The following is a 20,052-nucleotide window of genomic DNA, read 5'->3' as shown; positions in this document are numbered from 1 at the left end:
AACCGTTCCGTCGGAGCTGCTGGTTGAACTGAAATAGAGCAAACCGTCCAGGCCGGTCAATTCCTGTTCAATCACCTGGGTCACGCTGTTTTCCAGCGTTTCCGCCGACGCGCCGGTATAGGTGGCGCTGATTTTAACGGTGGGCGGGGCGACATCCGGATATTGCCCAACGGCCATCTCGCGCAAGGCCATGACGCCGGCCAGCACGATAAGGATAGCGATAACCCAGGCGAATACCGGCCGCCTGACAAAAAAACGAGAAAACATCATTATGCTCCCTCAGTTTTATTGCGGATGACTTCCGCTGTTACGCTCTCACCCGCTTTGACTTTACTGCTGCCTTCGGTAATCAATTTATCGCCGGGCACCAGGCCCTCGGTCACCAGCCAGCGATCGCCAATCGCGCGCGAGGTGGTCACCGAACGCTGCTCAACCTTATTGTCTTTATTGACGATAAACGCGGTGCCATTGCCCGCCGCGTCGCGGGTGATGCCCTGCTGGGGTGCCAGAATGGCGTCGTTAAGCGTGCCGTTAACGACGTTGGCCCTGACAAACATGCCCGGTAACAGGATATGTTCCGGATTGGGAAAAACCGCGCGCAGCGTCACCGAGCCGGTGGCTTCATCCACCGCGACTTCGGCTAATTGTAGCGTGCCCTTATGTTCATAAGTGCTGCCATCCTCAAGCGTCAGGGTGACATTATCAATGCTGTCTTTATTTCGCTGTAATGCCTGTTTGCGCAAGGCGAGCAATTGGCTGCTGGATTGCGTCATATCCACATACATCATATCCAGCGCACGGATCGTCGCCAGCGCGGTGGTCTGCTCCGAGGTCACCAGGGCGCCGGGCGTGACGGATGAAATCCCGATACGCCCACCGATCGGGGCGGTAACGCGGGTCCAGGCCAAATTAATTTTGGCGGATTCGAGCGCGGCTTTTTTCTCGGCGACCGAAGCAATGTTCTGTTCGTAGGTCGCGCGCGCATCCTCATACTCTTCTTTGGACACACCCTGTTCTTTTGCCAGGATGGCATAGCGCTGCGCTTTTAATTTCGCGGAGGAGACAATGGCTTGTGCATTTTTCAAGGCCGCGGCCGCTTCGTCGTAGGTTGCCTGGTAACTTGATGGATTGATGAGATAAAGTACCTGGCCCTCTTTAACGTCCTGCCCCTCCGTGAACAACCGGTTTTGGATAATTCCGCCCACCTGGGGACGGACATCGGCGCTCAGGGTGGCGGTGGTGCGTCCGGTTAAATCGCTGGTAAGCGAAACGGGAGAGGCTTTCAATACGATGACCCCGACTTCTGCCGGGGGCTCAGCGGCTTGTTTTTGGGTGTTATTATCACAGGCGTTCAGGAAAATAAGAGTGAATACCAAAAAGAGGTATATAAAAGGCTTCATGTGGTTCCATAAGAAATGTTGTTAAGAATAAACGTTCTCAATAATAACATTTCCCGGCCCCGCGCGATTCTTGCGAAATGTAAAATAAGCGTAATGAAACCAGACTGTATTAAACCGGCATCTTCGCAATAATAATTATCCAGGACATCCCTATGAACGCGCTAACTTCCTGGATAATGGGAACTATCATAATGTATTGCTTGATTTTTTTTAACATTTTCGCGATTAATATTATCACCAGCTTATTTAAGGATTATGTTCGTAATTGCATTTTTTTATTTCAAGTACCAATTCTCGCCGCCAAGGATTATAAATCCGTCATTATTGACCCGACCTTGAATTATCACCACACGTTATTGAAAATGACCGGTTCGTTTAATCCGTCATTTTGCTTTGAACCGGCCGATTTTCGGGCATTTACCGGCAAATTCACCGCCGTTGCCGGCCTTGAGCCTCAACGGCAATGGGCGGTTTAGGGCGAGCTAGGTAACGTTCTACTCATTAACAATAGCTGTACCGCCCAAGACCTGACGCAACGCTAGGCTATAACCTCAGGTTATAGCCTAGCGCCAAACAAGCATTACCCCCACGGCCGATTTGATGAAATATTTCTCTTTATTGTTCATCTGCAACCTGCACGCTAATACGAGAACCATCATGGCGATCCCACAACCTTATCTGTTATTTCTTGGCGATGTCACCGACCCGCTGGCGGCGAAAACGGCACGCGGCATTCACGTTTGGCGCCCTGAACAGTGCGTGGGCCAAAACCGCCTGCCCAACTGTACGGTTTCCCTCGGCCTGGAAGACCTGGATATTGACATCGCTGTGGCCCGCGGTGCCAAAACGCTGGTACTGGGTACCGCTAACGCGGGCGGATTTCTGCCGGAGCATTGGCTGGACCGGGTGCGCAGTGCGATCAGGGCCGGAATGAATGTGGCCAGCGGCCTGCACCAGCGTCTGACGGACATTCCTGAACTGGCTGCCCTGGCCACTGAGTTCCAGGTTGAACTGTTTGATATTCGCCATATGCGTCCGGCGCTGCCGGTGGGCAACGGCAAGTGGCGCAGCGGCAAACGGGTTCTGACGGTGGGAACCGACTGCTCCGTGGGCAAAATGTATACTTCCCTGGCGCTCGAGGCCGCCATGCGTAAACGGGGCATGAAGACGGATTTCCGAGCTACCGGCCAGACCGGGATTCTGGTCGCCGGCGAGGGTATCGCGATAGATGCCGTGATCGCCGATTTTATCGCCGGTGCGGCTGAAGCGCTTTCACCAGCCAACGAGCCGGATCATTGGGATATTATCGAAGGGCAGGGATCGCTCTATCATCCCTCCTATGCCGGCGTCAGCCTGGGATTGCTGCATGGCGCGCAGCCACACTGGCTGGTGATGTGCCATGAGCTGGGCCGCCAACATACCCGCCATTTACCGCACCATCCGCTGGTAAGTCTGGAAGATTGTGTCCAGGCCAATCTACAGGCTTCCCGTGTTACGAGCGCGGATGTGCAACTGGCCGGCTTTGCCATTAACACCAGTAACGTCAGCGAAGAGAAGGCTCGGGAATACTGCCGGCAGGTCGCCACACAGTTCGGCGTGCCGGCAACCGATCCGGTGCGCTTCGGCATTGAAGCCATAGCGACCTTGCTCAATGAGCGCGGCTAATGCGCACCCTGCGCATTGACACGGTAGGGTTACCATTGGCTCGTCCGTTTACCCTTTCCGGCGGCCGACAGTTCCCCCTATCTGGACTATAGACGCGGCCGCATCTGGCTGTAATCGGGCAACGCGGAGCGACGATGACGGAAAACACATGCACTGACTCGCTGATGGCGACTGCAATTGAAACGCGTCCGGTACTGACCGTAAAGGATCTTAGCGTGAGTTTTGGCGGGCGCTCGGGCCGCCGGCAGGCGCTCAACGGCGTGTCCTTTACGGTAAACAAGGGCGAGGTGGTGGCGATCGTCGGCGAGAGTGGCTCGGGTAAATCGGTCACCTCGCTGGCGGTGATGGGGCTGTTGCCGGCGTCGGCGTTCATTGAACGCGGCGATATCGTGTTTACCGATCGCGCCGGGCGCCGACATGCCCTGGCCGGTATAAAGGCCGAGGCCAGGCGTAAGCTGCGCGGCCGCGAAATGGCGATGATTTTCCAGGAGCCGATGTCGTCGCTCAATCCGGTGCTGAAGGTGGCGGATCAACTGACCGAGGCGCTGCTGGACCACGGACTGTGCGATGCGGCGGCGGCCAGGCTGAAGGCGCGGGAATTGCTGCACAAGGTGCGTATCGCCGATGTGGATCGGGTGATGGACAGCTACCCGAGCTCACTGTCCGGCGGCATGCGCCAGCGGGTGATGATTGCCCAGGCGCTGGCCTGCGATCCGCAACTGCTGATTGCCGATGAGCCGACCACGGCCCTGGACGTCACGGTGCAGGCGCGGATTTTACAGATCCTGCGCGACCTGCAGCGGCAAAGCGATATGGCGGTGCTGTTTATCACCCACGATATGGGCGTGGTGGCGGAAATCGCCGACCGGGTGGTGGTGATGTACCGGGGCGAAGTGGTGGAGCAAGGCCCGGTGGGCGATATTTTTTCGGCGCCGCAACACCCCTATACCCGCGCCCTGCTGGCGGCGGTGCCGAAACTGGGGGACATGCGCGAACACGCGTGGCCCAGGCCCTTTCCCCTGGTCAATCAGCCGGTCGAGGGCGGCGACCATAAAACCGCGCGCTATGGCGGTCCGCCGCTGCTGGATGTGCGCGGCTTGCGCGTCTACTTTCCGGTGCGCAGCGGCATCTTTTCCACACTCACCCACCGGATCCATGCGCTTGAACAGATCGATTTCAGCCTGTGGCCGGGCGAAACCCTGGCCATTGTCGGGGAGAGCGGCTGCGGCAAATCCACCACCGGTCGGGCCTTGCTACGCCTGACCGACAGCGAGTCGGAGAGCATCCATTTCCAGGGCGAGGAAATCACCCTGTTGTCGAGACGTGCGTTCCAGCATCTGCGCCGCGAGATGCAGATGGTTTTCCAGGATCCCTACGCCTCGTTAAACCCCCGTCTTACGGTGGGGTTCACCATCGCCGAGCCGATGCTGCTGCACGGCCTGGCCGGGTCGCTGCGGGAGGCCACTCCGCGGGTGCGGGATCTGTTGTTAAGCGTGGGACTGCTGCCCGAACACGCCGCGCGTTATCCCCATGAGTTTTCCGGCGGTCAACGGCAACGTATCGCCATTGCCCGCGCCATGGCGCTGAAGCCCAGGGTGATTATCGCCGACGAGGCGGTGTCCGCGCTTGATGTGTCGATCCAGGCGCAGGTGATCAACCTGATGATGGAACTGCAGCGCAACACCGGCGTGGCGTGGATTTTTATCTCGCACGATATGGCGGTGGTCGAGCGTATCGCCAATCGGGTCGCCGTGATGTACCTCGGGCGGATCGTTGAGATTGGGCCGCGCCAGGCGGTATTTAATTCCCCCCAGCACCCGTATACCCGCCGTTTGTTGTCCTCGGTGCCGATAGCCGATCCCGCCCTGCGCGGCGAGCGCCGGCTGGATGACAGTGAAATGCCGTCGTCATTGAAAAAAAACGGCGTCAAGGTGCCGAAAACGCGCTATCGCCAGGCCGGCCCGCATCATTGGGTGGCCGAAGATGCGGATCAGCCGGGATAAACCCGGCGGTATAAATAACGATGCAACGGGTTATCGCGCCTGTTTTTATAATCAACCTTTCTGGAGAGATGTCATGAAGCCTTTATTTTGTCGATCGATCCTCGCCCTCGGGCTGTCAATGGGGCTGGCCCTGGGCGCCGGGGCGCAGGAGCTGCATGTTTCGATGTACGCCGACATTACCGGACTGGACCCGCACGACACGACCGATACGCTGAGCTACTCGATCCAGAGCGGTATTTTTGAGCGGCTGTTCCAGTTTGACAGTCAGATGAAAATCGTGCCGCAGCTGGCGACCGCCTATACCAGCAACGCGACCGCCACCGAGTTCGAGGTGACGTTGCGCCAGGGCGTGACCTTCCAGGACGGCACGCCGTTTGATGCGCAGGCGGTAAAGGCCAACCTCGGGCGGCTGGCGGACCAAACCCAGGGGTTAAAGCGCAACAGCCTGTTCAAAGTGATCAAAACCGTCACCGTGCTGGCGCCCGATCGGGTTAAGTTTGAGCTTAACGAACCGTTCGGCGCCTTTATCAATACGCTGGCCCATCCTTCGGCGGTGATGCACAGCCCGCAATCCCTTAAAGCGTATCCGCAAGAGGCCCAGTTGCGGCTGCATCCGGTGGGCACCGGGCCGTTCACCTTCGCCGAATGGCAGCAGGGTAAAGATGTCAAGCTAGTGAAATATGACCATTATTGGCGTCCGGGCTGGCCGAAAGTAGACGGCATTACCTTTTATCCCACGCCGGAAGACTCCACCCAGGTGGCTAAGCTCAAGGCCGGCGAGGTGGACGCGGTCTACCCGCTGCCGTCCGATCTGGTGGAGACGGTAAAAAGCGACGCCAAGCTGGATATCCAGCGCGACGCCGGTATTTATCTTTATTACCTGGCGCTCAATACCCAGCATAAGTCGTTGCAGGATATCCGCGTGCGCCAGGCGATCAATTACGCCATCAACCGCGATATCTGGCTGAAAGTGGGTTTTGCCGGCATGGGCACCCCGGCGGACTCCGCTATGTCGCCGAACGTGCAGTTCCACCAGAAGCAGACCGTGCCGGATTATGCCTATAATCCCGAAAAAGCCAGGGCGTTGCTGAAAGAGGCCGGCTATGACCAGAGCCAGACGCTGCAGCTGTGGGTCGCCAATAAGACCAGTGCGGTGCGCAGCGCGCAGTTCCTGAAACAACAGCTCGGCGCGGTGGGGATCCTGGTAAAGGTGGTGCCGATGGACTCGGGCACCCGTAATGATAAGTTATGGGGCGTCACCGATCCGAAAAAAGCCGAATTCGATCTCTATTACGGCGGCTGGTCGCCTTCCACCGGTGATGCCGACTGGGCGTTGCGTCCGCTGTTTGCCACCGAGTCCTGGGTGCCGACCGCCTATAACGTTTCTTACTACAGCAACCCCGCCGTGGATGCCGCCATCATGGCCGGCCTGAAAACCGCCGATCCGGCCGGGCGCGCTACCGCTTACGCCGAAGCGCAGAGGCTGGTCTGGCAGGATGCGCCGATCGCGTTTCTCGGTTCGCCGGACAATCTTGTGGGCAAAAAGAAAAATCTGTCCGGTGTCTATATGCTGGCCGATGGTTCGCTGGTCTTTGACCAGGCGGAATTCAAGTAAGCCGGTGGAGGCGCCATGCTGACCTATTTTGCCCGACGTATGCTGGAAATGATTCCGGTGCTATTGGCGATCTCCTTGTTGGTTTTTGGTTTTATCAAGCTGCTGCCGGGCGATCCGGCGCGCATCTATGCCGGCGATGACGCGTCCCAGGAGGCGGTGGCGGTGGCCCGTGCCCATCTGGGCCTCAACGATCCGCTGCCCCAGCAATACCTGCGCTGGCTGGCGGGCGCGTTCAAAGGGGATCTGGGCACCACCTATCGCACCCAGCAGCCGGTAAGCCGGGTGATTTCCGCCGCCTTTATGCCCACGCTATGGCTGGCGCTGGCCGGTTTTATCTGGTCGGTGCTGCTGGGATTGCTGATAGGCGTGGTTTCGGCGCTTAAGCGGGGCAAATGGCAGGACTGGGCGCTGATGAGCATGGCGGTCGGGGGTATTTCCATGCCCACGTTCTGGCTGGGTTTGCTGTTGATCCAGTTTGTCGCCATGCCGTTCGGGATTTTTTCCGTCAGCGGGTTCAACAAGCCCGCCGACATTATCCTGCCGGCGCTGACCCTGGGCGCCTCGGTGGCGGCGGTGATGGCGCGCTTTACCCGCTCCGCGTTCCTGGAGGTCGCCCAGGAGGATTACGTGCGCACCGCCCGGTCAAAGGGACTGCGCAACCGGCTGGTCACCTGGAAACACGTGATGCGCAACGCCCTGATCCCGGTGATTACCATGCTGGGGCTACAGTTTGGCTTTTTGCTCGGCGGGTCGATTATCGTCGAAAGCGTTTTCAGCTGGCCGGGGCTCGGCTGGCTGCTGATTGAGTCAATCAAGACCCAGGACCAGCCGGTGATCCAGGCGCTGGTGATGTTGTTTGTATTTGAATTTATCCTGATTAACCTGTTGGTGGACCTGCTGTACGCCGTGGTCAATCCGGCGATTCGCTTACGCTAGGAGCTCGCATGAACCTCTCTTCCGACCCGGCAGCCGCCTCAAGCGCGGCCAACGGCGCCATCCGATCGCCCTGGCATGATTTTATCCAGACGTTCCTGGCCAATCCGGTCGCGCTGGTGTCCGGCGGCATTATCCTGCTGCTGGTCATGGTGGCGGTTTTCGCGCCCTGGCTGGCGCCCTGGGATCCGATGACGCCGGACTGGATGGCGCTGTCCGCGCCGCCTTCCGCCGCCCACTGGATGGGGACCGACGATCTTGGCCGCGATGTCATGAGCCGGATTATCTACGGCGCGCGCATCTCGCTGTATATCGGCGTATTGTCGGTCACCCTGGGCATGATGGCGGGCGTGGCGCTGGGGCTGCTGGCGGGTTATTACGGTCGCTGGGTGGATATGCTGATCATGCGGGGATCCGATGTATTGTTCGCCTTTCCCGGCATGCTGCTGGCCATAGCGGTGGTGGCAATCCTGGGCCCGGGATTGAATAACGTCATTATCGCCGTTGCGGTGTTCAGCGTGCCGGTGTTCGCCCGCATCGTCCGCGCCTCCACGCTGGCGTTAAAACAGACCGCCTATGTGGAGGCGGTGCGCTGCGCCGGCGCGCCGGACCGCATCGTGCTGCTGCGCCATATCCTGCCGGGGACGCTGTCGAACGTGATTGTCTATTTCACCATGCGCATCGGCACCAGTATATTGACCGCCGCCGGCCTGAGCTTTATCGGCTTGGGGCCGGAGCCGGACGTGCCGGAGTGGGGGAATATCCTGGCGATGAGCCGTAATATGATGATGGCCGGCTTATGGCACGTCAGCGTATTCCCGGGGCTGGCGATTTTTGTCACGGTGCTGGCGTTTAACCTGCTGGGCGACGCGCTGCGCGATACCCTGGACCCGAAACTGAAAACCTGAGGAACGACCATGGACTCCTGGCAACAGGCCCAGATGCATCTGCTGCTGCGCCGCTGGCGGACCGAACGGCGGCTGGCGACGCCGCGCTTCGCCTGCGGCCCGGGCAATAGCCTCAGTGATGTGCCCGGGGTGCGCGTGGGCCACAGCACGCTGGCACGGGGCGCCGTCCAAACCGGCGTGACGGCGATTGTTCCGCCGGGCGACAATTTATTTGCCCGGCCGCTGCCCTGCGGCGCGGCGGTGCTCAATGGTTTCGCCAAGCCGGCCGGATTGGTGCAGATAGCCGAACTGGGCGAGCTGCAAACCCCCATTCTGCTCGGCAATACGCTGGCGGTCGGGACGCTGTTTACCGCGCTGGCGCGCGACGCCATCGGCCGTAATCCGGAGCTGGGCCGCGCCTTGCCCACCGTCAATCCGCTGGTGCTGGAGTGTAACGACGGTTGGCTCAATGATATCCAGGCGCTGGCGGTGACCGAGAAGGTGGCGCTCGAGGCGTTGGCGGGCGCCGGTCCGGCGTTTGCCCGCGGCAGCGTCGGCGCGGGACGCGGGATGAGCTGTTTTGGCCTGAAAGGGGGCATCGGCACCGCGTCACGCCCCATCCCGGCGCTGAACGCCACCCTGGGGCTGCTGGTGCTGGCGAATTTTGGCGCGCTGGCCGCCCTGACCCTGGATGGGGTGCGGATCGGCGAGGCCGTTGAACCCCTGCTGCCGGAACTGGCGCCGCAGGACGACGCCGGCTCCATCATTATCATCATGGCCACCGACGCGCCGCTCGATGCCCGGCAGTTGGGGCGCATCGCCAAACGGGCCGGGGCCGGCCTGGGACGCCTGGGCAGCTATTGGGGCCATGGGTCAGGCGATATCGCCGTGGCCTTTTCCACCCGGCACCGGCCTGAACCCCCGCCGGACGCGGCGCTCGAGCCGCTGCTGGCCGCGGTGGCGGACGCCACCGAGCACGCGGTGCTGGACGCGCTGCTCAGCGCCGACGCGGTAAGCGGTTTTCGCGGGCATTTTCGCCCGTCACTTAGCCAGGTACTGGATCGGCTGGCGCAGGCTTTACCCGATTGAGGATAGGATAATGAAGGTATTTATTTCAGCGGATATCGAAGGCATCGCCGGGGTCATGCGTCCGGAGCAGTGCAGCCCGGGCACGGCGGAGTATCAACTGGCGCGGGGCCTGATGGAGCAGGAGGTGAACGCGGCCATCGACGGGGCGTTCGCCGGCGGGGCCACCGAGGTGGTGGTGGCGGACAGCCACGCGGCGATGACCAACCTGCGGGCCGGCAATATCGACGGCCGGGCGCGGCTGGTGCAGGGAAAACCGCGTGGGCTGTCGATGGTCGAAGGGCTGGAGCAACAGCGTTTCGATGGCATGCTGTTTATCGGTTATCACAGCGCCGCCGGCGAGTTCGGCGTGCTGGCGCACACCATTAACGGCCGGGCCTTTTATCGGGTAAAAATCAACGGCGAAGTCATGGGCGAGTGCGATATCTACGCCGCCGCCGGCGCCGAATACCACAGCCCGCTGTGGCTGGTCAGCGGCGACGATCGGTTGCAGGGCTGGGTAGGGCGTTATTATCCCGGCGCGGACTATGTGTGCGTGAAACGGGCCATTTCCCAGAATGCGGCGGAATCCTTAAGTCCCGCGGCCGCGTGCAGCGCCATTCGTGAACAGGCGGCGCAGGCGGTCGGCCGGGCGGGAAACCAGTGTACGTCGCGTATCCAGCCGCCGTACCGGCTGGAACTGATGACGGCGCGGCCGGTGCTGGCCGATCTGTTCTGCCTGATCCCGGGCGTTGAGCGCCAGGATGCGGTGACGGTCGGTTACTCCAGCCAGACCGTGGCCGATATCATTGGTTTACTGAGCGCGTTTTCCTATTTGGCGACCACGCAGAATTGAGGATAGGCGGGCCTGCGCCGGCGCTTTATGCCCCATCCGCAACAAACTGGCGTGAAAATTGCACAAACTGGCTTGAAAATTGCACATGTTAACGGAGATTCCGCCACATGGAGCATAGGCCTGATGCGTTTACGTCATATCGAGGTTTTTCAGGCGATAGTGCAGGCCGGCACTATCAGCGGCGCCGCCCGGCTGCTTAACGTGTCGCAGCCCAATGTCAGCCGGGTGCTGGGCCATGCCGAACAGCAATTGGGGTTTGCCCTGTTCGAGCGGCGCGCCCAGGGCATGGTGACCACCGCCGAGGGATGTCGCCTGCTGCCCGAGGTGCAGGCGCTGTATAGCCAACTGCAATCAATTGGCGCCCTGACCGAGCAGATGCGCAAAGGGGAAGGGCAGTTGGTGCGCCTTGGCGCGGCGCATGCGTTCGGCCAGATGGTGGTGGCGCCGGCGATGGTGGTGTTTCACCAGCAGTCGGCGCTGGTCAACGTCGAGCTGGTCACGGAGCATTTCAGCACGCTGTGCCGGGATATCCTGGAAAACAGGCTCGATTTTGCCCTGGTCTTCGCCCAGCAGGTGCCCGGCGAACTGCTGGCCGAGCCGCTGTTCCAATCGTCCATGGTGGCGCTGCTGCCCAGGGACAGCCGGGTCGAAGGCCCGGTCTCCCTCACCTGGCTGTATGAAAACAACCTGCTGATGATGCAAAGCCAGGATCCCCTGGGGCAGGTGCTGCACCGGGCCCTGCGCCGGCAGGCGCTCAAGCCCGAGGGATCGCTGTATATCAAGACCTATTCGGTGATTGCCGATATGGTGCTGGCGGGCGGCGGCGTGGGGGTGGTCGATTTGTTCACCGCCCGCCGCTACGCCGATCAGCTGAAGATTTTGCCCATCGCCGAGCCGCTGCCGTTTGAAGTCATGCTGATAAGCCGCCGCGACCACGCCCAGTCCAGGGCGGTGGCGCGGCTCAAGCAGGTGATCAGGCATAAGCTGGGGCAAATCGCCCGCGAGAGCGAAGCGCGGTTCAAGATCCCGGCGACGGCAACGGCGGATGCCTGCGGAACGCGTCGCTGAGAAGGCCCGCGTTCCACGGGCTGACCTGCGACTGCCCGATATTCCGGCCCTATTGTCGTTGAAACGTCAATATCCGGCTGCGATGATCCTGCACATGCACACCAATATCGCTAAACACCAGGACAAATTTCTTGCTCCATGCGCCGTCCCCGGCGCTTGCCAGCAGGCGTCCGCCGCCCAGCGGCGTCAGCGCCGCCTGGACCGCCGTCGGTCCGATGCCCATCTCCAGCCGATCGCCCGTAATCACCAGCTCGCTGCGATAGGGTCCATGACGCCAGGTGCCCTGCGCCCGTTGCAGGCAGTCGTCGGACGCAACCGGGTACAATACGCGCGGGACGTGCCCAATCTCGCCGCGGATCGCCGCGCCGTCCTGAAACAGGCGCATCGGCAGGTGGGCGGTCAGCGAACGGGCCACGCCCGGTTCCCCGCTCGGATACAGCGTTTGGTCCGCGTTCATCCATGTGACGCCGTCACTTTTTACTTCCAGCCAATCGCCGCCGGTCAACGCCGCGTACAGGCCGGGGCGCAGATCGTGGCCCGGCGCGGGCAGGGGCTGCCCATACAACGCCGACATCACCGCCAGCGCGGTGGGGTAACTGGCGGCGTCGTCGCGGTTGGCCAGCATCGCCATGCCGGTTTTGCCCGCGCGGTCGAGCAAAAAATAGCTTCGGTAGCCGAGATGGGAGCCGCCGTGGCCCACCCAATCCCGGTCGCCGACCCGGCTGTGGGCGATGCCGAGGCCATAGTCGGTCTGTCTGCCGTCCGCCAGGAAACGCGGGGCGCACAGCCGGTCCAGCACGCCACGGCCCGGGCCGCTATCAGCCAGTAGTGACTGTAGCCAGACGGTGAGATGGCGCGCGCTGCCCATGACGCTGCCGGCGGCGGAGAGATGCAGCCCGGCGCCGGCCAGTTGCCAGCCCTGTGCGCCGCGCCAGTAGCCGGGCGCCAGCCCGGGCACGATATCAAACCAGGTTTCCGGCGCCCGCAGGGCAATATCCAGCGGCGGGTTAATATGGCGCTGCAAGAGATCGTTAAAGCCGATGCCCTGGATTTTCAGGGCTTCCTCCACCAGGCGGTAGCCGCTATTGGTGTAGGATATTTCGCTGCCGGCCGGGTAGTTGAGCGTAGAGAGCCCGGCGAGAAACTCCAGCGCCCGCGCCGCGCCGACCGGCTGGAAGGCCGATATGCCCAGCAGCGACAGCGTCTCGCGCACATCGGGCAAACCCGAGGTCATGTCCAGGGCCTGGCCGACCGTCACCCGCCGCTGCGCGCCAAGCAGATGAGGCAGATGGCGTGCCAGCGCATCGTCCAGGGACGGCATCGTTGCCGAATCGCCGGTGACCAGCGCGGCGAACAGATGTTTGCTCACCGAGGCGAAGTGCGTCACGCTGTCGAGGCCGAACGGCTCCGCGCGCGCCAGATCCGCCAGGCCGCCGCAGGCCACCGATTGGATGCGTTCGCTGTCGAACAGTACGATGGCGCCGCCCGGTTCGCCCGGCCGCGCCCATTGCGCCGCGATGGCCGCCGCCGCCTCGCCGGCGCGGTGCCAATCCGGCTGCGCTGTTTGCCCGCTCATAGCGGCTCCTCCAGGTTCATGCTTAACGTAAAGAGTTCGGCGGTATGCGGATGCCGGATACGACCGGCGCGCAAATCATCGGCGCTGAGCTGTTCCACCATCTCGCCGTTTTGCATGACGCCGATCTGCTGGCACAGGTGGGTAACCACCGCCAGATTATGGCTGACCATGATAAAAGTCAGATGGCGGCGCGCGCGCAGATCGGTCAGCAGGTTAAGGATTTCCGCCTGTACCGACACATCCAGCGCCGAGGTCGGCTCATCGAGCAGCAGCACGTCCGGCTCGGCAATCAGCGCGCGGGCGATAGCCACCCGCTGGCGCTGGCCGCCGGACAGCTGATGGGGGAAACGAAAGCGTACCGCGGGCGGCAGGCCGACCTCCGCCAGCGCCTGGGCGATGCGCTGTTCGGCCCGGTCGAAGGCGTGCACCAGCAGCGGTTCGTGCAGGATGCGATCAACAGTCTGGCGCGGATGCAGCGAGCCGTACGGATCCTGGAACACCATCTGCACCTGGCGGAAGAAACGGCGATCCCGCCGGGGCGTCAGCGCCTCGCCGCCAAAACTCATGCCGCCGGACCAGTGCGGGTTCAGCCCGGCCAGCGCGCGCAATATGGTGGATTTGCCCGATCCGCTTTCACCGACAATGCCAAAGCTGGCGCCGTCGGCCACGGTAAAGGAAACCCCTTTCACCACCTCTGTATCCCCGAAGGCAATGCGTAACGTATCCAAAACAATCATTATTGGTTCCAGGCGGCGTCGCGCGTCATTACCGGCAGGCGCGCGCGGGGATGGCGCAGGGACGGCAGGCATTCCAGCAGGCCGCGCGTATAGGGATGTACCGCCCGCGTCAAATCGCCGGCCGCCAGGGTTTCGACGATACGTCCGGCGTACATGACCGCCACCCGATGGCAAAAATGCGACACCAGCGGCAAATCATGGCTAATAAGGATAAGCCCCATGCCGCGATCCGAGACCAGCGTATCAATCAGCCGCAGGATTTCGGCCTGAACCGTCGCGTCCAGCGCGCTGGTCGGCTCGTCGGCAATCAGCAGTTCCGGGTCGGGCGCCAGCATCATGGCAATCATCGCCCTCTGGCCCATGCCGCCCGACACCTCATGCGGATAACGTTTCGCCACCCGCTCCGGGTCGCGGATCTGCACCTGCTCCAGCAGCCGGATGGCCGCCGTCATGGCCTGCCGCCTGCCGCCGCCCTTATGGGCGCGCCAGGATTCGGCCACCTGCTGGCCGATAGTCATCACCGGATTGAGTGAATACTTGGGATCCTGCAGAATAAAGCCTACCCGCCTGCCGCGCACTTTGCGCATGGTTTTCTCGTCGGCGCCGCGCAGGTCGATGCCGTCGAACATCAGCTTATCGGCCTGGCAGCGCGCGTTGCCGGGCAATAGCTGCATCAGGCTGCGCGCGGTGAGCGATTTGCCCGACCCGCTTTCACCGACAATGGCGAACTTTTCCTTGTCCATGGCAAAGGAGACGCCGCGCACCGCCTCGACCGCGTCGCCGCGCTGGGCAAAAGCGATGCGTAAATTTTCTATTTCAACCAGCATTTAGCGCTCCTTGGGGTCGAGGACGTCGCGCAGACCGTCGCCGAGAAAATTAAACGCCAGCGAGGTGATGAAAATGGCCACGCACGGCATCAGCGGTACCCACCATTCACTGAACAGGAAACGCCGGGCGGTGGCGATCATGGTGCCCCATTCCGGCGACGGCGGCTGCGCGCCCATGCCCAAAAATCCCAGGCTGGCGGCGGTAATGATAATCGCGCTCATATCCAGGGTGATGCGCACGATAAGACTGGGAATACATAACGGCATGACATGGCGCAGAATAATGCGCAGCGGCGTCGCGCCGGTCAGGCGACAGGCGGCGATAAAGTCGCTGTGACGGAACTGCATCGTTTCCGCCCGCGCCAGCCGTGCATAGGGCGGCCAGGCGGTCAGCGCGATCGCCAGCACCGCGCTTTCTATGCCGGGTTTCAGCGCGGCGACAAACGCCAGCGCCAGGATCAGACGCGGGAACGCCAGGAAAATATCGGTCACCCGCATCAGCGCCTTATCCAGCCAGCCGCCGGCGTAGCCGGCAATACAGCCGATAAACAGGCCGAGCGGGGCGATCAACGCCACCACCGCGCAGACCATGCCGAGCGTGGTGCGCCCGCCGAACAGGATACGGGTATAGATATCGCGTCCCAGCTCGTCGGTGCCCAGCCAGTGGTCGGCCGAGGGGCGCGCCAGGCGATTGGCCAAATCCTGAAAACCGGCGTCATAGGGCGTCAGCCACGGGGCGGCCAGGGAGAGCGTCATGACCACCATAATGATCAGCAGCCCGGTCAGCGCCATCGGATTGGCGCGCAATCCCAGCCACATGCGGTAGCGGCGGCTCCACACCGCTTGGCGGCGGGTGGCGGGGGTTTCGTCGAGCAGCCAGGCTCGTGCGGCGGAAAGCGTCATTTTACGCGGGGATCCCAAAGTCGGTAAAGAATATCAGCCAGCAGGTTGAGCACCACATAGACGCAACCGACGATAAGCGTGGCGCCGATCACCGGGTTCATATCGGCGTTCATCAACGAGGTGGTGAGATACTGCCCCAGGCCGGGCCAGGCGAAGACGTTTTCGGTAATCACCGCGCCTTCCAGCAGGCCGGCATAGGTCAGCGCCAGCACGGTAATCAATTGCACCGCCACGGTGGGAAAGGCGTGGCGCCAGATAACCCTGGCCGACGACAGGCCCTTGGCGCGCGCGGTAATCACGAACTCACCGCTGAGCGCGTTCAGCATAAAGGTACGGGTCATGCGGGTAATGTAGGCCATGCTGAAGTAGGCCATGATCAATACCGGCTGCACCATATGCGCCAGCGCGTCGCGAAAGGCGTCGTAATCGCCGGCCAGCAGGGAATCGACGGTCAGCAGCCCGGTCACCTGCGGCACCATATCCTGGAAGATAATATCCTGCCGCCCCGGACCGGGCGCAATACCCAGCACCGCGTAAAAGATAAGCAGGCTCAGCAGCGCCAGCACAAACACCGGCAGCGAATGACCGGCCAGGCAGATCACGCGGATCACCTGATCGATCCATTTTCCCTGTCGCACCGCCGCCCAAACGCCGAGCGGGATGCCGAGCAGCGCCGCGACCATCACCGCCGCGGTCGCCAGCTCCAGCGTCGCCGGGAAAAAGCGCGCGATGTCGGTCAGCACCGGGTTGGACGTCAGCACCGAACGGCCAAAATCGCCATGCAGCAACTGGTTAATATAATGGCCGAACTGATACCAGATCGGCCGGTCCAGCCCCATTTCCTGCCGCACCCTTTCCACTACCGCCTGCGGAGCGTTATCCCCCACCGCCGCCAACACCGGGTCGGTGGGCATCACGCGGCCGATAAAAAAGGTCAGCAGCGCCAGCCCGAACAGCGTGAGCAGCAGGCTGCCGAGGGTGTTCAGCATACGTTTTAACGCCGGCATCAGGTTTTTTGCACCTTCTCGTACGGGCTGTCGAGCAACACGCTTATCTGCACCCCGCTGATATTTTTACGGCAGGCGGCGGTGATCGACTCCTGCAGCAGCTCGGTAAACGGGCTGTTTTCGCGGTGTTCGGTCTGCAACTGCTCATAAAGCGCGATACGTTTCTGGCCGTCGGTTTCGTGCAGCGCCTGCACGGTCAGCGCGTTAAAGCGCGGATTGGACCACGCGCAGCGCCAGGCCAGGGTTCGGTTGCGCGCGCCGTCGCTGTTGTCGGTATTGACGCAGAAGGCTTCGGTATTGGAATTAGGATCGAAATAATCCGCGCCCCACACCGTCAGGGCCAGTTGCTGCTGCCGGGCGCGCATCTTGGTCAGCACCTGGCGGTTTTCCGCCGCGATAAGCTCCACCCTGATGCCGATGGCGCCGAGCTGGGTTTGTATCGCCTGGGCGATATCCGGGCCCGGCTGCGGCGAGTAATGATCGAGGGTGATGTCAAAACCGCCGGCCAGGCCGGCGTCGGCCATCAACGCCTTGGCCTTGGCGACATCCTGGTGAAACGGATTATCGTTCAGCGCCGCCGGAAAGCCCTTGGGCAGGAAGCTTTGATGCACTTCATGGGTCAGCGGGACGATGTTTTTCTGGATGCCGTCATAATCCAGCGCCCATTTGATCGCCTGCCAGACCTGGGGTTTGGCCAGGTGCTCATGGGCGGTATTACAGGATAAATGCATGATGCGCGATACCGGCTGGCGCACCAGATGAAAATTGCCGTCCTGCGACAGAGGCCGCAACTGCTCGGTGGTCAGGTTGCGCGCAATGTCCACGTCGCCCTTTTGCAGCATCAGCAACTGGGAGGAGGGGTCGATGATATGGCGCAGGATGACGCGTTTGATATTACCGGCCAGCGGGGAGTTGGGGTTGCTCTCGAGTATCACGCTTTCGCTGGCTTTCCAGGCTCGCAGGGTAAAAGGGCCGGAGCCGGCGCTGTGCTGTTTTATCCAGCCGTTGCCCAAATCGTTGCCCTGCTGGTTGGCCAGGGCCAGGGATTTTTGCACAATGCTGCCGACCCGCGCCGACAGGCAGTACAGCAGGAAGGTTTCCGCCGCCGGCTGGTCGGTATTGATCACCAGGGTGTGGGCATCGGCCGCCTTGATATGTTCACCGACATTGTCCTTGGTAAAACCAAATTGGTTAATGATAAACGCCGGGCTTTTATCCAGCATCACCACGCGCTGCAGGGAAAATGCGGCATCCTCGGCGGTCACCGGGCTGCCGTCGGCAAACTTGGCGGCCGGATCCAGATGGAAAGTAAAGGTTTTGCTGTCGTTGCCGACGTCCCAACTGGTTGCCAGTTCGCCGATGATTTCATCGGCCTTGGCCGGGTTGGGGGCCACCAGGCGCTGATACAGGTTGCCGCAGATTTCGTTGCCGGTGCCCTCGAAGCTTTCATGGGGATCGAGGCTGGTCATATTGTCCAACTGCATCGCCATCACCAGGATAGAGGCGGGGGTGGCGGCAAACACCGACTCCAGGCTGAGATAGGACAGGAAGGGTAGCGCGCCGGCGCCGGCGATAAAATGTCTTCTGGTAAGCATGCCATCTCCTAATGTATTGATAAATAATGTTATTATACATTTGTTTTACGATTTCCCCCTTGACATTCCTTCCTGCGCGGGGCTCTACTGTGCTATCACTTTACATCAGTGCCTGATTGTCCCGCCCACCGCACCACTCTGGTGCGCGCCCGCGTCATCATGGGGCGGGGGGCGGCCGAATCGCCTGAAAATCCACCGGAATAAAAATTTATGCCTGTAATCGCGCCGCAGATGCCGGACATCATGCCAATCTTTGACGGCCATAACGACGTGCTGTGCCGTTTGTGGCGTTCGCAGCCCGAAAATGCGGTGGCAAGCTTCCTGAGCGGCCCCGCGCCCGGGCAGATGGATTTACCGCGCATCCGCCGGGGCGGCTTGGCGGGCGGCTTATTCGCCACCTGGGTGCCCTCGGTATCTAATGGAGCAAAAAACGCGCCAGACCTGCTTGATTTCACTAATATTCCCGTAGCGCCTGACAGGGAGTCGGCGCGGGAAATGACCTTTGCCATGTTATCCCTGTTGCTGCGCATCGAAGCGGCCTCGGGCGGGCGAATGAAAATCTGCCGCAGCGCGGCGGAAATCCGCGACGCTATGGCGCGGGACGTGCTGGCGGTGGTGATGCATATCGAAGGGGCGGAAGCGTTGGATCCCGATCTGCATCTGCTCGATGTGCTCTACCAGGCGGGTTTGCGCACCCTGGGACCGCTGTGGAGCCGGCCGAATATCTTCGGCCACGGCGTGCCGTTTCGTTTTCCTTCCTCACCCGATACCGGCCCAGGGCTCACCGACGCGGGCCTGCGGCTGGTGCGCGCCTGCAACGCCAAACGCATCATGGTCGATCTCTCGCACATGGATGAAAAGGGATTCTGGCAAACGGCCGGCATTTCAGACGCGCCGCTGGTCGCCAGCCATTCCAATGCCCATGCGCTGTGCGCGCAGTCGCGCAACCTGACCGACGCCCAGTTGGCGGCGATCCGTGAGCGCAACGGTTTTGTCGGGGTCAACTTCGGTACCATGTTCCTGCGCCAGGACGGTAAAAAGGCGCCGGACGCCACGGTGGATGAAATCGTGCGGCATGTGGATTACCTGGTGAACGCGCTGGGGGAAGACGGCGTGGGTTTCGGCTCGGATTTTGACGGCACCACTATCCCCGGCGATCTCAAGGATGTGGCCGGCCTGCCGGTGCTGGTGGCGGCCCTACGCCGTCACGGCTATGACCGGCCGCTATTGCAAAAAATCTGTCATGGCAATTGGCTTAGGGTATTGGAAGCTACTTGGGGCGGGTAACCCCGAAACGCCGGATGGGGGATGTGCGCCGGCGTTACGCCCGGCCGCTATCGTCCAGTAATCGCCGCGGCACTTTGAATACCGCTTTTCTGACCGCCGCCGGCTGTCCCGCCGCGCACAGCGCCTGATGGGCTTCACCGGGGTAGAAGGTAACAAAATCCCCCGGCCGCAGGCGGATCTGATTAGCCAACCGCGGGTTGGCGATAATATACAGGTCGGGTTTGCGCTCTTCCGCCGCCGCCGTGCGCGCGTCGGCCAGGTCGAAACCGATGATTTCCTCGCCGGCCAGCACCACCTGGATATCCAGGTAATCCCGGTGGAATTCGGTATGGCGCAGCTCCGGTGGCTCGGTCATCGACGTGCCGATATTCACAAACCAGGCCGCGCCCGCCGGCTGATAGAGGCCGTCAGGCATGGCGCACAGCGCACCGAACGCCAGTTCGGGCCGCTCCAGGATGGCCGACAGCGCCGGCGGCAGCGTCGCCAGCGGCAGGGTATTAAGGTTGCCCGTTATCATAATGTTTACCTCTCTAAGCCGGACCGGGTTACCCATTCCTCGTCAACGCAGGCATATTTAATCGCCTGGCGGTGATAGGTGAAGGCAATATGCAATTCGCCGTGAATACCC

The 20,052-nt window shown here is 61.6% G+C and carries 19 protein-coding genes; 10 read left to right on the top strand and 9 right to left on the bottom strand.

Features of this window, described 5'->3' with window-relative positions; genetic code table 11:
• Together VGC33_RS09390 and VGC33_RS09385 are read right to left on the bottom strand one after the other, a co-directional pair.
• A partial coding sequence (locus VGC33_RS09390) for an efflux RND transporter permease subunit (protein WP_331120483.1) occupies nucleotides 1-267 on the bottom strand: 267 nt, incomplete at its 3' end.
• Between the two features lie 2 nt (nucleotides 268-269).
• On the bottom strand, nucleotides 270-1,400 hold the full coding sequence (locus VGC33_RS09385) for an efflux RND transporter periplasmic adaptor subunit (protein WP_331120482.1): 1,131 nt from the start codon (nucleotides 1,398-1,400) through the stop codon (nucleotides 270-272).
• A gap of 152 nt (nucleotides 1,401-1,552) precedes the next feature.
• Between VGC33_RS09385 and VGC33_RS09380 the strand changes: the two genes are divergently transcribed.
• From VGC33_RS09380 to VGC33_RS09340, 9 genes are all read left to right on the top strand, one after another.
• Nucleotides 1,553-1,876 carry a hypothetical protein gene (locus tag VGC33_RS09380; protein ID WP_331120481.1) on the top strand — a complete coding sequence of 108 codons (324 nt, stop codon included), beginning with the start codon at nucleotides 1,553-1,555 and terminating at the stop codon, nucleotides 1,874-1,876.
• A gap of 181 nt (nucleotides 1,877-2,057) precedes the next feature.
• Nucleotides 2,058-3,065 (top strand): N-acetyltransferase DgcN, encoded by a 1,008-nt coding sequence (gene dgcN / locus VGC33_RS09375; protein ID WP_331120480.1) that lies wholly within the window; start codon nucleotides 2,058-2,060, stop codon nucleotides 3,063-3,065.
• 134 nt (nucleotides 3,066-3,199) lie between these two features.
• Complete coding sequence (locus VGC33_RS09370) at nucleotides 3,200-5,068, top strand: ABC transporter ATP-binding protein (RefSeq protein WP_331120479.1); 1,869 nt, start codon at nucleotides 3,200-3,202, stop codon at nucleotides 5,066-5,068.
• 73 nt (nucleotides 5,069-5,141) lie between these two features.
• Entirely contained in the window at nucleotides 5,142-6,683 is a 1,542-nt protein-coding gene (locus VGC33_RS09365) for a glutathione ABC transporter substrate-binding protein (RefSeq protein ID WP_331120478.1), read from the top strand.
• Between the two features lie 15 nt (nucleotides 6,684-6,698).
• On the top strand, nucleotides 6,699-7,619 hold the full coding sequence (locus VGC33_RS09360; protein ID WP_331120477.1) for an ABC transporter permease: 921 nt from the start codon (nucleotides 6,699-6,701) through the stop codon (nucleotides 7,617-7,619).
• An 8-nt stretch (nucleotides 7,620-7,627) separates the two neighbouring features.
• The gene (locus VGC33_RS09355) at nucleotides 7,628-8,524 is read left to right on the top strand and encodes an ABC transporter permease subunit (RefSeq protein ID WP_331120476.1); all 897 of its coding nucleotides are present in this window, start codon (nucleotides 7,628-7,630) and stop codon (nucleotides 8,522-8,524) included.
• Nucleotides 8,525-8,533: 9 nt separating this feature from the next.
• Nucleotides 8,534-9,592: a DmpA family aminopeptidase gene (locus VGC33_RS09350; RefSeq protein WP_331120475.1), complete on the top strand. Its 1,059-nt coding sequence runs from the start codon at nucleotides 8,534-8,536 to the stop codon at nucleotides 9,590-9,592.
• A gap of 10 nt (nucleotides 9,593-9,602) precedes the next feature.
• Nucleotides 9,603-10,424: a M55 family metallopeptidase gene (locus VGC33_RS09345; RefSeq protein ID WP_331120474.1), complete on the top strand. Its 822-nt coding sequence runs from the start codon at nucleotides 9,603-9,605 to the stop codon at nucleotides 10,422-10,424.
• Between the two features lie 123 nt (nucleotides 10,425-10,547).
• Nucleotides 10,548-11,492 (top strand): LysR family transcriptional regulator, encoded by a 945-nt coding sequence (locus VGC33_RS09340; protein WP_331120473.1) that lies wholly within the window; start codon nucleotides 10,548-10,550, stop codon nucleotides 11,490-11,492.
• A gap of 49 nt (nucleotides 11,493-11,541) precedes the next feature.
• On the opposite strand, the gene VGC33_RS09335 is transcribed toward VGC33_RS09340, so the two are convergent.
• From VGC33_RS09335 to VGC33_RS09310, 6 genes are read right to left on the bottom strand one after another with little or no spacing between them, the layout of a single operon-like run.
• Complete coding sequence (locus VGC33_RS09335) at nucleotides 11,542-13,068, bottom strand: serine hydrolase domain-containing protein (RefSeq protein WP_331120472.1); 1,527 nt, start codon at nucleotides 13,066-13,068, stop codon at nucleotides 11,542-11,544.
• Complete coding sequence (locus VGC33_RS09330) at nucleotides 13,065-13,805, bottom strand: ABC transporter ATP-binding protein (protein WP_331120471.1); 741 nt, start codon at nucleotides 13,803-13,805, stop codon at nucleotides 13,065-13,067. The genes VGC33_RS09335 and VGC33_RS09330 overlap by 4 nt, the downstream gene beginning before the upstream one ends.
• The gene (locus tag VGC33_RS09325; RefSeq protein ID WP_331120470.1) at nucleotides 13,805-14,632 is read right to left on the bottom strand and encodes an ABC transporter ATP-binding protein; all 828 of its coding nucleotides are present in this window, start codon (nucleotides 14,630-14,632) and stop codon (nucleotides 13,805-13,807) included. The genes VGC33_RS09330 and VGC33_RS09325 overlap by 1 nt, the downstream gene beginning before the upstream one ends.
• Entirely contained in the window at nucleotides 14,633-15,535 is a 903-nt protein-coding gene (locus tag VGC33_RS09320; RefSeq protein ID WP_331120469.1) for an ABC transporter permease, read from the bottom strand.
• A complete protein-coding gene (locus VGC33_RS09315) occupies nucleotides 15,532-16,542 on the bottom strand; it encodes an ABC transporter permease (protein ID WP_331120468.1) in 1,011 nt (336 codons plus the stop codon). Before VGC33_RS09315 ends, VGC33_RS09320 begins: the two co-directional genes overlap by 4 nt.
• Nucleotides 16,542-18,137, bottom strand: coding sequence for an ABC transporter substrate-binding protein (locus VGC33_RS09310; RefSeq protein ID WP_331120467.1), 1,596 nt, complete (start codon nucleotides 18,135-18,137; stop codon nucleotides 16,542-16,544). The genes VGC33_RS09315 and VGC33_RS09310 overlap by 1 nt, the downstream gene beginning before the upstream one ends.
• 210 nt (nucleotides 18,138-18,347) lie before the next feature.
• Here VGC33_RS09310 and VGC33_RS09305 point away from each other — a divergent pair, with 210 nt between their 5' ends.
• Complete coding sequence (locus VGC33_RS09305; protein WP_331120466.1) at nucleotides 18,348-19,424, top strand: dipeptidase; 1,077 nt, start codon at nucleotides 18,348-18,350, stop codon at nucleotides 19,422-19,424.
• A 34-nt stretch (nucleotides 19,425-19,458) separates the two neighbouring features.
• Here VGC33_RS09305 and VGC33_RS09300 read toward each other — a convergent pair whose 3' ends face one another.
• Nucleotides 19,459-19,941 carry a NanQ anomerase/TabA/YiaL family protein gene (locus tag VGC33_RS09300; protein WP_331120465.1) on the bottom strand — a complete coding sequence of 161 codons (483 nt, stop codon included), beginning with the start codon at nucleotides 19,939-19,941 and terminating at the stop codon, nucleotides 19,459-19,461.
• Nucleotides 19,942-20,052: the final 111 nt, after the last annotated feature.

Origin of the sequence: Acerihabitans sp., from assembly GCF_036398755.1 — a bacterium.
Lineage (GTDB): Bacteria > Pseudomonadota > Gammaproteobacteria > Enterobacterales > Enterobacteriaceae > Acerihabitans.
The sequence above is the reverse complement of the archived record's forward strand: the minus strand, read 5'-3'. Positions and strand labels throughout refer to the sequence as shown.